12 protein-coding genes are annotated in these 12,104 nt (G+C 67.9%); 5 read left to right on the top strand and 7 right to left on the bottom strand.

What is annotated here, in order from left to right; genetic code table 11:
- Positions 1-2: 2 nt before the first annotated feature.
- Both DESTE_RS07550 and rpmE read right to left on the bottom strand, forming a co-directional pair.
- Positions 3-989 (bottom strand): DUF1385 domain-containing protein, encoded by a 987-nt coding sequence (locus DESTE_RS07550; protein WP_035069944.1) that lies wholly within the window; start codon positions 987-989, stop codon positions 3-5.
- 205 nt (positions 990-1,194) lie between these two features.
- Positions 1,195-1,410 (bottom strand): 50S ribosomal protein L31, encoded by a 216-nt coding sequence (rpmE, locus tag DESTE_RS07545; RefSeq protein WP_035066559.1) that lies wholly within the window; start codon positions 1,408-1,410, stop codon positions 1,195-1,197.
- 449 nt (positions 1,411-1,859) lie between these two features.
- Here rpmE and DESTE_RS07540 point away from each other — a divergent pair, with 449 nt between their 5' ends.
- Together DESTE_RS07540 and DESTE_RS17600 are read left to right on the top strand one after the other, a co-directional pair.
- Complete coding sequence (locus DESTE_RS07540) at positions 1,860-2,696, top strand: TlyA family RNA methyltransferase (protein WP_035069942.1); 837 nt, start codon at positions 1,860-1,862, stop codon at positions 2,694-2,696.
- 194 nt (positions 2,697-2,890) lie between these two features.
- Positions 2,891-3,547, top strand: coding sequence for an FkbM family methyltransferase (locus tag DESTE_RS17600; RefSeq protein WP_084559401.1), 657 nt, complete (start codon positions 2,891-2,893; stop codon positions 3,545-3,547).
- A 318-nt stretch (positions 3,548-3,865) separates the two neighbouring features.
- On the opposite strand, the gene gap is transcribed toward DESTE_RS17600, so the two are convergent.
- The 5 genes from gap to DESTE_RS07510 all read right to left on the bottom strand — a co-directional run bounded on the left by gap (position 3,866) and on the right by DESTE_RS07510 (position 8,006).
- A complete protein-coding gene (gene gap, locus DESTE_RS07530; RefSeq protein ID WP_035066557.1) occupies positions 3,866-4,882 on the bottom strand; it encodes a type I glyceraldehyde-3-phosphate dehydrogenase in 1,017 nt (338 codons plus the stop codon).
- An 11-nt stretch (positions 4,883-4,893) separates the two neighbouring features.
- Positions 4,894-5,457: a GAF domain-containing protein gene (locus DESTE_RS07525; protein ID WP_035066556.1), complete on the bottom strand. Its 564-nt coding sequence runs from the start codon at positions 5,455-5,457 to the stop codon at positions 4,894-4,896.
- 432 nt (positions 5,458-5,889) lie between these two features.
- Positions 5,890-6,465, bottom strand: a complete 576-nt coding sequence (locus tag DESTE_RS07520) for a manganese efflux pump MntP (protein ID WP_035066555.1) — start codon at positions 6,463-6,465, stop codon at positions 5,890-5,892.
- Positions 6,466-6,497: 32 nt separating this feature from the next.
- Positions 6,498-6,914 carry a MarR family winged helix-turn-helix transcriptional regulator gene (locus DESTE_RS07515; RefSeq protein ID WP_035066554.1) on the bottom strand — a complete coding sequence of 139 codons (417 nt, stop codon included), beginning with the start codon at positions 6,912-6,914 and terminating at the stop codon, positions 6,498-6,500.
- A gap of 252 nt (positions 6,915-7,166) precedes the next feature.
- The gene (locus DESTE_RS07510; RefSeq protein WP_035066553.1) at positions 7,167-8,006 is read right to left on the bottom strand and encodes a hypothetical protein; all 840 of its coding nucleotides are present in this window, start codon (positions 8,004-8,006) and stop codon (positions 7,167-7,169) included.
- Between the two features lie 380 nt (positions 8,007-8,386).
- On the opposite strand from DESTE_RS07510, the gene DESTE_RS07505 reads away from it, so the two are divergent.
- The 3 genes from DESTE_RS07505 (at position 8,387) to DESTE_RS07495 (ending at position 12,030) form a co-directional block, all read left to right on the top strand.
- Complete coding sequence (locus DESTE_RS07505; protein WP_035066550.1) at positions 8,387-8,830, top strand: LexA family protein; 444 nt, start codon at positions 8,387-8,389, stop codon at positions 8,828-8,830.
- 141 nt (positions 8,831-8,971) lie between these two features.
- Positions 8,972-10,420 (top strand): Y-family DNA polymerase, encoded by a 1,449-nt coding sequence (locus DESTE_RS07500; protein ID WP_084559400.1) that lies wholly within the window; start codon positions 8,972-8,974, stop codon positions 10,418-10,420.
- Between the two features lie 314 nt (positions 10,421-10,734).
- Positions 10,735-12,030 (top strand): iron-containing alcohol dehydrogenase, encoded by a 1,296-nt coding sequence (locus DESTE_RS07495; protein ID WP_035066548.1) that lies wholly within the window; start codon positions 10,735-10,737, stop codon positions 12,028-12,030.
- The last annotated feature ends 74 nt before the right edge of the window (positions 12,031-12,104 follow it).

Genomic DNA, 12,104 nt, shown 5'->3' with positions numbered 1-12,104 from the left:
CGTTACTCCGTTGCGGGGGCCTGATGGCGGTAGGCGGGCGCGCGCACCGTTGCCGGGGCGGCGTCTCCCAGGGCCTCGCGCAGGGCCACTATGGCGACCTCGAGCTGGTCTCGGTCGGGTTCATGGGTGGTCAGCATCTGCAGCAGCATGCCGGGGGCGCGCAGCGCCGCGCCCGGCAGGCCGTCGCCGAGGCGGGCGGCGTAGCGGATGGCCTCGTAAGCAAGTGCGCTGATGGGGACCATCAGCAGAAATTTGAACAGCACCGTCCCGACGTGCTTGGTCACCGCGCCGTCCGGGGTCCACACCAGCAGCAGCAACGGCACCAGCACCGCGTGCAGGATGATGGAGATGGACAGCACGAACAGCAGAAAGGTGGTGCCGCAGCGCGGGTGCAGGCGGCTGTGGATGGCGGCGGTTTCTGGCGTCACGTCGCCGCGCGCCTCGAAGGCCCGGATCACCTTGTGCTCGGCCCCGTGGTACTGGAACACCCGGCGGATGTCCGGCAAGAACGAGATGCACAGGATGTAGCCGATGAAGATGGCGAACTTGAACAGGCCGTCCCAGGCATGGAAGGAAAGCCCTTCCACGTCGCCGCCAAGGCCCAGCCACTTCATGCCCAGCGAGAACATGTGCGGCAGCACCACGAACAGGCCAAGGGCCAGGGCCACCGACACCGCAAGGGTCAGGGCCAGATGCCACGGCTTCAGTTCCTCGCCGGTTTCGTTCTGGGCGGCGTGCTCTGCCGAGCGGTTCAGGGCCTTGATGCCGTTGACCAGGGTTTCCACCAGGGTGGGAAAGCCGCGCACGAAGGGGCGCTTCAGCCATTCCGCGGACGACAGGGTGTACCACGGGCGGCTTTCGGCCAGGATTTCTCCGTCGGGCAGGCGCACTGCAAGGGCCAGGCGTTCGCCGTTGCGCATCATCACGCCTTCCATCACGGCCTGGCCGCCGATGGTGCAGGGCGCGTCCGCCGCAAGGGACAGCGCCATGGGCAACGCACGACAGGCACGGCCAAAATGCGAAAACGCCGCGTGGAGCGCACCGGTCACGCCGGTGGCCCGTGTCCTGCCCATTGCGCCCATGCTGTACCCCTTGCGGCTGATGGCAATGAAGATTTCTCCCCGGAGGGCGAACCCCTCCGGGGAGGAAAAATCGACGTCGGCGCGCCTGTGCGCACCGCCCGAGGAAGGCAGGCTACTTGCCTTCGCCGAACTTGGCGTACTTCTTGCGGAAGCGGTCGATACGGCCAGCGGTGTCAACGAAGCGCTGCTTGCCGGTGTAGAACGGGTGGCACTGCGAGCAGATTTCCACGTTCACGACCTCGCCCTTGGTGGAAAGGGCTTCGGATTCATAGCCGCACGCACAGGTCATCTTGGCCTTGAACGTGGTGGGATGGATGTTTTCCTTCATCTTGGACTCCTCGTGGGGAAAATCGGAACGCAGACTGATACGCCCATCTCCCCGTTTTGGCAAGGCCCCCGATGCGACGGCGTTGCGGGCCGTCCGGGCCTCGTGTAGTCTGCCCATCGCTCACGCCCCGTGCGTCGGGGCAGGGCGGGCAGGCGCAGGCAACAGGTATGCCGGGCGCGTGCCGCTGTCAAGGTTGCGCCGGGCAGGGCCGGGGCAGCGTGCCCCCGTGGTTGGTTGTCCGGGCGACCGCCGGTTTCTTTTTTCCTCATTTTTCGCGTGGCCATGCCGCGCATGGCGAGTACCGCATGTCCCGTCCCGCTGATGTCCGAAAGAATGTGGCGGCAACGCCGCCGGAAAACACCGGTGCAACGGCGTCCGGTCAGGATGTGTCCGGTTCGGACGTGTCTGGCTCGCACATGTCCGGTCCCGACGCTTCCGGGGAGCCCGTCGTGGCTCCGCGCCCCCGCCCCGCGCGCCCACCGAAAAAGGAACGCGCCGACCAACTGGTGTTCGAGGCCGGGCTGGCCGAAAGCCGCGAGCAGGCCAAGCGGCTGATCATGGCCGGGCAGGTGGTGGTGCTGCCGCAGAGTGACGGGGACGGCGACGGGGACGAGGACGGCGCGGGCGTCCCGGATCTGGCGAAGACGCCGGAGCGGGCCGTGAAGGTGGACAAGCCGGGGCACAAGTACCCGGTGACGACGCGCTTCGAACTCTTCGGGCGCGAGCGGTTTGTTTCGCGCGGGGCGTACAAGCTGCTGACCGCCATCGAATATTTCGGGCTGGACGTGACCGGGTTCGTCTGCCTGGACGCCGGGGCGTCAACAGGAGGGTTCACGGACTGCCTGCTCCAGCACGGGGCCGCGCGGGTATATTCCGTGGACGTGGGGCACAACCAGTTGCACGAGCGACTGCGGGCCGATGCGCGGGTTGTTTCGCACGAGCATACCAACCTGCGCACCGCGCCGCCGGAGTTGATTCCGGAACCGGTGGATCTGGTGGTGGCGGATGTGTCGTTCATCTCGCTGACGCTGGTGCTGGCGCCGTGCCTGCAATGGCTGAAGCCGGGCGGACGGGTGGTGGCGCTGGTGAAGCCGCAGTTCGAGGTGGGGCCGGGGCAGACCGAGAAGGGCGTGGTGCGCGACCCGGCCCTGCGGCAGGCTGCCGTGGACAAGGTGGTGGCGTACTGCCGCGATGCGCTGGGGCTGGACCTGGAGGGCGTGGTGCCCTCGGCCATTACCGGCCCCAAGGGCAATCAGGAGTATCTGGCGGCGTTCCGACGGCGGTAGGCGTTTGCGCTTTTGCGGGGGGAGGCGCCCCGGAAACTGCAGGGGGACTCCTGCGAAGATGCTGGGAAAGGGCAAGCCCTCCCCTTTCATTCGGTGCATTTACAAAAAAAAGCGCCTCCTTTACTCCATGGCAGAGGTGCCAGAGCGTTCGCCTTGGGGTATGTGCAGGGAATATTTACAGGGGAGGTCGGCGCATGTCTGATCAGTCTCGGAAGTACTACGGTCTTGAAGAACTGGACAGGAAGCTGGAGCGGTATCTGGATTACGATTCCGGATACTTTGTCGAACTTGGCGCCAATGATGGAGTTTCCCAATCAAATACCTGCTATTTCGAAAGAAGTAGAGGGTGGCGGGGGGTATTGATCGAGCCTGTGGTGCATAATTATTTTCAATGCAAGCGAGTGAGGTCACGAGAAAACCATTTTTTTTGCAACGCTTGTGTTTCGTTTGAATATTCAGATGCTTTTGTTCCGGTATTGTATTGTAACCTTATGACGACACCTCTCCATGTTGGCACGGACATAAGCAATCCCGTGGGGCATGTGGCGTCAGGTCAACGCCATTTGCCTGCCGGTGAAGAAGTTGTCCTTTTTGGAGCATCGGCAAGGACGCTGCATGATATTCTTCAAGAGGCGAAATCTCCGCAGGTTATTGATCTGTTATCGCTTGACGTGGAAGGCGCCGAGATTGAAGTGCTGAAGGGTGTTGATTTTAGCGTGTTTCGTTTCAGGTATATCTGTGTGGAATGCCGCAGCATCAAGGTGATGGTTCCTTTTCTGGATAAGCATGGCTATGAGTTGGTTGAGCATTTGCAACGAAATGACTACCTGTTCAGGTATGTGGAGCGTTGACCCCATAACCGTATTGCTTCCGTTTGTGTCTCAGGGCTGCAAACAGCGCAGGGGAGGTGCTTTTTTGTGTTTCTTCGGTCGCTGTAACGCAATCCCCCGAACGGTATGCCAACCGCCCGGGGGATTTTTTTGACGCAGTGCAGCCATTGCCTTCCGCTGCCGGTGCGAGTGCCGGCCCGTCATGGCTTTGGGCACCCCCTGCCGCCTGGGGCGGCGCCGGGTATGCGTGGGCAACATGCCGGGATTGCGGGTGCGCCGCAAGGGGCAGCTTCTGTCGGCAGCGTGGCCGCAATACGCAGGGCCAAGCGTGCCTTTGGCCTACAGCCCCTTCTTCGCCATCAGCGCAGCCAGATCCGCCACGCGGCAGGAATAGCCCCACTCGTTGTCGTACCACGCCAGCACCTTGGCCATGTCGCCGTTCATCACGGTGGTGAATTCGGCATCCACGATGCTGGAATGCGGGTCGGCGATGAAGTCGGACGACACCAGCGGCTTTTCGCAATACGCCATGATGCCCTTCATAGGCCCTTCGGCGGCGGCCTTCAGGGTGGCGCGCAGTTCTTCGGTGGTGGTGGGCTTTTCAAGTTCGGCCACAAAATCCACGATGGACACCGTGGGCGTGGGCACGCGCAGGCTGATGCCGTCGAACTTGCCCTTCAGCTCGGGGATGACCTTGGCCACGGCCTTGGCCGCCCCGGTGGACGTGGGGATGATGTTCTGCGCGGCGGCGCGGGCGCGGCGTAGATCCTTGTGGGGCAGGTCCAGGATGCGCTGGTCGTTGGTGTACGAGTGCACCGTGGTCAGCACGCCCTTGACGATGCCGAAGGCCTTGTGCAGGGCCAGGGTGACCGGGGCCAGGCAGTTGGTGGTGCACGAGGCGTTGGACACGACGTGGTGTTTTTCCGGGTCGTAGGCGTCGTCGTTGACCCCGAGCACGATGGTCAGGTCCTCTTCCTTGGCGGGCGCGGTGATGATCACCTTCCTGGCCCCGGCGTCGATGTGCGCCTTGCACTGCGGCCCGGTGCGGAAGATGCCCGTGGATTCGATGACGATGTCCACGCCCAGGTCGCGCCAGGGCAGCACCTTGGGGTCGCGCTCGGCATAGTTGCGCACGGTCCAGTCGCCCACGTGGATGTTGCCGTCCTTCACTTCGGCGTCCACCTTCAGGCGGCCGTAGCAGGTGTCGAACTGCAACAGATGCACGTTGGTGGCCACGTCGTACAGGTCGTTGACGGCCACCACTTCCATGGTGTCGGGGTATCGGTCCAGGATGGCCTTGAACACCTGACGGCCTATCCGCCCGAACCCGTTGATGGCAATGCGGAGTTTGGTCATCTGGGGTTCTCCTACAGTTCGTGGATGGTGTTGTTGTACGCGGTGAGCAACTCGTAGTCGGTCTTCAGCGCCTGATGCATGCGCGCGTTCTCGATGGCGATGGCGCTGAGGTTGGCGATGGCACCGGCGAACTCCACTTCCTCGCCGGTGAAGTCCCGCCGGGTGTCGGAATAGACGCGCAGCGAGCCGATGGCCTTGCCGTCCACCAGCAGGGGCAGCACCAGAATGGATACCAGCCCTTCGGCGCGGGCGGCTTCCGGGTACTGGAAGCGCGGGTCGCTGGCCACGTCCTGGATGTGCACCACGTTGCCCGCCAGCACCTCGCGGTCAAGGCCGCTCTTGGCGATTTCGATGGGGCCCTTGCGCAGGTAGCCCTTGCTCAGGCCCCATGCGGCGCTGGCGAGCAGGGTGGTGCCGCGCCGGTCGATGAGCCGCAGGGTGCAGGCCTTGGCATTCATGGCGTCGGCCACCTGCTTGGCGATGGTGTCGAGCACGGTGGTCGGTTCAAGGCTGGAGTTGATGACGCGGACCAGGTCGTAGAGCGTACGGTAATAGGTGTGTTCGCGTTCGCCCATGGCGATGCCTCCGGGGTTGGGGTTGCGGTGGACGTGCGGCGATGGGGACACGACGCTGGGGCGGGGTGGGCGCTGTGGCCCGGCGCAAGCCAGCCGTCTGGGGCGCGGCGCCTCGGTCCTTGCCGCGTGAATGTGGGCCGCACGGTGTTGCCGCATGCGGCCCAAGGGGGGGGCATGCCGCCTCCCGGGCGGCCTGCCACGCCGGGTGGCGGTGCGCAATGCCCGCCGGAAAGCCCGGTTCATGACATTCTATATCCGGTCGGGAGAAAAGGCACAAGCGCGGAGGGGGGAACGACCGGGGAGATGACGTGGCGAGGGATGGCGGCACAGGACGGCGGCACAGGGGGGAGCCACGGAAATGCCGGACAGGCCGAATCGACGGAACCGGCAGGCTGGGGGGAAGGCAGGCGGGGCCGAAGGCAGCGGCTGCCGTTATCCGAACACCCCGTGGTCGTGCAGGATGCGCACGCCGATGGCGATGAGCACACCGCCGCCCACCAGGGCCGCACGGTGTCCCAGGCGGCTGGCGTTGGCCAGCACCCGGCCCAGGTGCAGCCCGCCCGCGGTAAAGCCCGCGCACACCACGCCGATGACCAGGGCGGGCGTCCAGATGGAAAGCCCGAGGATGGACAGCGAAAGCCCCACGGCCAGCGCGTCGATGCTGGTGGCCACGGACAGCACCAGCAGGGTCATGCCGCGCGTGGGGTCACACTTGCAGTCGGCGTCCTCGTCGTCGCCCGCCAGGGCTTCGCGCATCATGCGCACGCCGATGAAGACCAGCAGCCCGAAGGCCAGCCAGTGGTCCCAGGCCTCTATGTAGTCGCGCACGGTAAGGCCCAGCGCCCACCCGGCCACGGGCATCAGCGCCTGGAACAGCCCGAAGTGGAACGACAGGCGAAAGGTCTGGCGTGGCGAGACGCAGCGCAACTGCACCCCGGTGGCAACGGCCACGGCAAAGGCGTCCATGGCAAGGGCCACGGCAAGGGCCAGCAATTCGATGACGGTCATGGTGTGTCCGGCGGCAGGTCCAAGGGCAATCCCTAGAAGGAGGCGTTCATGGTTTCCAGGCAGTGCAGCAGGGCCGCCTTCTGCTCGGGGGTCAGGTCGGCGGTCAGGTCGGCGGTCAGGCGGCGGTGCAGCCGGTCGTGCTCCTCGTACTGCGTCTGACCGCGTTCGGTCAGGGCCACGAGGATGGACCGCCGGTCGTGCTCGTGCGGGCGGCGCACCACAAGCTGCTTGTCCTCCAGCCGGTCCACCAGCACGGTAAGGGTGCCGGTGGTCACCCCCATGCGCGCGGCCAGTTCCTTCATGGGCAGCGCGCCGTGAATGCCCAGGATTTCCAGCGTGTGCGTCTGGGGCAGGGTAAGCCCCTGCTCGCGCACCACGTCGTGCTCCCACGAGGAGAGCTTTTCGTAGAATTCCACGATGGCGTGGGTGAGCTTGCCGGTGTCGGACATGGCGGGCCTGTGTGCGGAGGGTGGACGCCAAAGGGCGCAAGGGGCGCGCTGCCGCACGGATGTGGCGGCGCGCCCGGTCCTTATAGCCACCGACGGATGCGGGGGCAAGGGCGGCGGGGCATGGCGGCATGTTTCCGATGATGTCGGCGGGAGCTTCCGTGCGGGAAACGGTGGGAGGGCGTCCGGCCGCATGCGGGCGGGGCGGGGATGCGACGGCGCTTGCCAGTGGCTTGCCGATGTTCGCGCTGCCCGTCATCCCGGCAGGCAGGTCATGCCCACGCCCAGCCCCACCAGCAGCAGGGCCACGGCCCAGCGGACGGGGCGGAAGGGAAAGTCGGGCTGCCATGCGTCAGGGTGATCCAGCCCGCGCGCGGCCACGGCCACGGTCTGGGTCCAGGTGCGCTGGCCCAGGATGCGCAGCACGGCGGCGGGCAGCAGCACGGCGCGCCGCCGCAGGGGCAGCGGGCCGCGCAGGTCCACCGCGCGGGATACCTGGGTGAACGTGCCCTGCGCCATGGGCAGAAAGTGCACCATCAGCGCCACGCCCAGCGCTGGTTGCCAGGCCCGCGCGCCCAGCACGGGACGCAGCAGCCATACCAGCGCCAGCCCCAGCGCGCGGGGCGACGCGGCCAGCGCCAGCGCAAGGCCGATGCCGATGAGCAGGGTCAGCCGCACCCCCAGCAGTGCGGATTCGCGCGCGGCATGCGCCAGCAGGGGGGCGTCCGGCCACGCGAAGCGCAAGGCGCCGAACACGCCGCCCGCCTCGCCAAACCCGCCCACCCCGGCGTCCCCGATTCCCGGCGCGTCAGGAACCTCCGGCGATCCCAGGCAGGCCAGCGCGAAACGCAGCGCCACCCACACCAGCACGAACCAGGCGTGGCCGCGCAGCATGCCCGGCCGCAGCCTGCGCCGCAGGGGCGACGCGACGAACAGTCCGGCCAGCCCTGCCGCCACCACGGCCAGCCCAAGGGGGGGCAGATGCCACACCAGCACGCCGTAGCATCCGGCCAGCAGCAGATGCAGGCGCGGGTCTGGCGGGTTTAGTGGGTCTGGCGGGTCCGGCGGATTTGGCGGATCTGGCAGGGCTGGCATGTCCGCGCGGGCGCCACCGGGCGGAGTGGCGCGATCTGTCGGAAGCCGGGATGCGGGTCCGGATCCCGACGTGGAGCAGGGCGTGGGGCCGGATGCGGGAGGTGGCGCTTCGTGTTGCATGAAAATGTTGTAAAAACGCAGTATTGAATTTTTTCTGGATTTTCTCTTGCCGTCGTTTTGGGCGGGACGTCATGCATCATGACCGGGGTTGCGCACCCTTCCGGATCAGCCGGAGCGCCTCCTGCCTCCGTCCGGAATGGGGCCGTCCGGAGGTGCGGGGCCACGTTGTGGCCCTCTTGCGCGCGGCCTATGGTAGCCGGGTCCCCGCAGTTCCGCAAACGGTCAGCCTTCGGGATGCTGGCCCCAGCACAGGAGGTCCCATGCCCACCGGTTGTCCCGTTTCCCCCGTTTTCCCGGCCAGCGCTGCGCCGCGCGCGTCCGTGACCTGCCCCCTGTTGCTGGCGCGGGTGGCGGCGGGCTTTCCCTCGCCCGCCGACGATTATCTGGACAGGCCGCTGGACATCGCGGAACACCTGATCCGCCATCCGGAGGCCACCTTTTTCCTGCGGGCGCAAGGCCAGTCCATGATTGGCGCGGGCATCCACGACGGCGACCTGCTGGTGGTGGACCGGGCGGTGGAGCCCGTACACAACAAGGTGGCCATCGTGGCCGTGGACGGGGAACTTACCGTCAAGCGCCTGCATCTGCGCGCGGGCCGGGTGGTGCTGCTGCCGGAAAACCCGGACTACGAGCCGCTGGACATCACCGGGCGGGACGACGTGCACGTCTGGGGCGTGGTGACCTACGTGGTGCACGCCCTGTAGAGGGGGCCACTGCCACCCCGATTCGGCACCGTCCGGGAAGTTGCCGATGCGCGGCGCGGACGCCGGACCCGCGCACCCAAACCATCCCCAAGCAACGGCGCGGCCTGCGCTCGCCCGCCACAGGTCCAACGGCAATCCGCCATGCCCAGCCCCGCCCTTCTGCCTTCCCGGCAGGTTCCACCTGATTCTGCCGCGTCGCCATCTTCCATTTCCCTCAATCCCCCCAATCCCGCCAGCGCTGCCGGTACCCCCGGCTCTTCCGGTTTCGCGGGGCAGCTGTGGGCGCTGGTGGACTGCAACAACTTCTACGCCTCGTGCGAGCGGCTGTTCCGGCCCGACCTGCGCGGCAAGCCCATCGTGGTGCTGTCCAACAATGACGGGTGCATCATCTCGCGCTCGGACGAGGCCAAGGCCCTGGGTGTGGAAATGGGCGCACCGGCCTTCAAGGTGCGGCGCGAACTGCTGCGGCTGGGGGTGTCCATCTTTTCCTCCAACTACGCCCTGTACGGCGACCTATCCAGCCGGGTCATGCGTACCCTCGGCACCCTGGCCCCCGAGGTGGAGGTGTACTCCATCGACGAGGCCTTTCTGCCCCTGCGCGGGCCGCTGGCCACCGACCCCGTCGCAGTGGGCCGCGCCCTGCGCGAACGGGTGACCCGCTGGACGGGCATTCCCATTTCCGTGGGCATCGCCCCCACCCGCACCCTGGCCAAGATCGCCGGGCGGGTGGCCAAGCGCACCCCGCACTGCCAGGGGGTGTTCGATCTGGCTCGCAGCCGCGAGGTACTGGGCATGGGCGTGGACGAACTGCTCGGTTCGCTGCCGGTGGAAGCGGTGTGGGGCGTGGGGCGGCGGCTGGCGGGCATGCTGCGCGGGGCGGGCATCGTCACGGCCCGTGCGTTGCGCGATGCGGGCGACGACTGGGTGCGGCGGCGCATGAGCGTCACCGGGCTGCGCACCGTGCTGGAGTTGCGCGGCGTGCCGTGCATCGGGGCAGAGGAGCAGGGCGAGCCGCCCTCGCCCCGCCACACGGTGGTGTCCTCGCGCTCGTTCGCCGGGCGCATCACCGACGTGGCCATGCTGCGCGAGGCCCTGGCCACCCACGCCGCCCTGGCCGGGGCCAAGCTGCGCCGGGCCGGGCTGGTGGCCGGGGGACTGGCCGTGCACGTGCGCACCGCCCGCCACGACGAAGAGGCGGCCCTGCGCTGCGACGACGGCGTGTCCTTGCCCCTGCCGGTACCCACGGCGGACAGCGTGGTGTTCATCCGTCTGGCGCATGAAGGGCTCGACCGCGTCTTTCGTCCGGGGTATCCCTACGCCAAGGCCGGGGTGATGCTGTACGGCCTGGAACGGGCCGACACCCGGCAGGGCAGCCTGCTGGCCCTGGCCGACGGCACGGCGGAACGCGACGCCGCGCGCGAGCGGCTGATGGCCGTGGCCGACCGGATCAACGCCCGGTACGGACGCGGCAAGCTGCGCCACGCGGCAGAGGGGCTGGACGACAAGGCCCCGTGGCACATGCGCCAGCGGTTCCGTTCACCGCGCCGCACCACGGCATGGGACGAACTGGCCGAGGCGCTGTGCAGGTAAGGTGGTCGCAAAGGCCGTGCGAGGGCCGCTTGTCCGGCGGCCACATTTCGCGAGTGCTGCCCGCAGGGCGTAAACAACGACGGCGCGTTGCGGCCGACGCCATTCCGACAAACTCATGCGCTATGCACAGGGTACGGCATCCGCCGTCCCGCTGGGTCCGCAGGCTCCCGCAAGCATTTCCGCGCCTCGCCTCGCTGGTCCGGCCATCAACGGCAAGGGACGGCAATGGACGGCGCGGAAGCCGGGGCCGGGTCGGGTCGGATCGGGCCGGATTGGATCGGGCCGGACCGGTGCGCGGCGCAGAAGGAACAGCCATGAAGGATTTCGTCTATCACAACCCGGTGGAGGTCCGTTTCGGCCCCGGCGTTCTGGCCGGGCTTGGCGCGCGGGTACGCGCGGCCGGGCTCGACCATGTGGTGCTGGTGGGCGGCGGCGAGGCGGCGCGCCGCGTGGGCGCGTACGACCAGGCCGTGGCGTCCCTGAGCGCAGCGGACGTGCGCCGCAGCGAGGTGTGGGGCGTGACGGCAAACCCGGATCTGGGCACCGTGCTGCGCATCGCCGCGGCGGCGGGCACGGGAGCGGAAGGGCACGCCGGCATTTCCCCCAACGGCGGCGGGACGGGGTTTGTGGCCATCGGCGGCGGCAGCGTCATCGACGCCACCAAGGCGGCTGCGGCCCTGGTGCCCCTGCTGGCCGAAGGGCGCGACCCGTGGAGTCCCTTTGCCGAGCGCAAGCCGGTCACCCGTTCGCTGCCGGTGTTCGCGGTGTCCATCCTGTCCGGCACCGGATCGGAAATGAACGGCAACGCCGTGATCACCCGGGGCGCGTCGGGCCACAAGTGGGGCATGCGCTGCCCGTCGCCGGTGGCAACCTTCGTGGATGTGAGCTTCCAGCAGGGGCTGCCCTGGCACCTGACCGTGAACGGCGCGGCGGACGCCATGAGCCATGTGCTGGAATTTTCGGTGGTGGGCACGCCCGCCGCGTCCGCCCCGGCTGGTGTCAGGCGCAAGGACACGGAACTTCCCTTTTTTGCCGAAGAGGCGGTGCTGGCCCAGAACGAGGCCCTGCTGCGCACCATCGTGCGGGCCGCCACGCGCCTGCGTGCCGATGCCCATGACACGGAGGCGCGCGAGGCGCTGGCCTGGGCATCGGGCGTGGGGCTGTCCGGCCTGACCGGGGTGGGGCTGGGTGCCGGGTCGTGGGAATCGCACGCGCTGGAACACGCGGTCAGCGGCCTGCATCCGCATGTGCCGCACGGGATGGCCCTGGCCGTCATCTATCCGTGCTGGATGGAAGAAGTGGCACAGGACAAGGCCCCGGCCATGCGCAGACTGGCGGCGGCGCTGGAAACCACGGTGGCCGAGGCCCTGGCCGAGCCGGGCGAGGACGGCAACCCGTCGGCCCTGCCCGCTGGCGACCGGGACGCCCCGGAACGTTGCGCGCTGCTGCTGCGTGCGCTGTTCCTGCATTGGGGCGCGCCCGCCGGACTGTCCCACTGGGGCGTGGCCGCAGGCGACGTGGGGCGTCTGGTGCAACTGGCCAAGGAATATCCCCGCCCGCTGCAACTGGCGGCGGAACGGGTGGAACGGGTGTTTCGCGCGTCCGTGTAGGACGGCCGGTGCGCCCGGAGTGCCTGACGTTCCAGGCAGTTCGGGGGCGGGGCAGGCGGAACGCAAGGTGCGGA

The sequence above is a fragment of the Nitratidesulfovibrio termitidis HI1 genome, assembly GCF_000504305.1.
Taxonomy (GTDB): domain Bacteria; phylum Desulfobacterota; class Desulfovibrionia; order Desulfovibrionales; family Desulfovibrionaceae; genus Cupidesulfovibrio; species Cupidesulfovibrio termitidis.
This window is presented reverse-complemented; position numbering and strand designations above follow the sequence as displayed.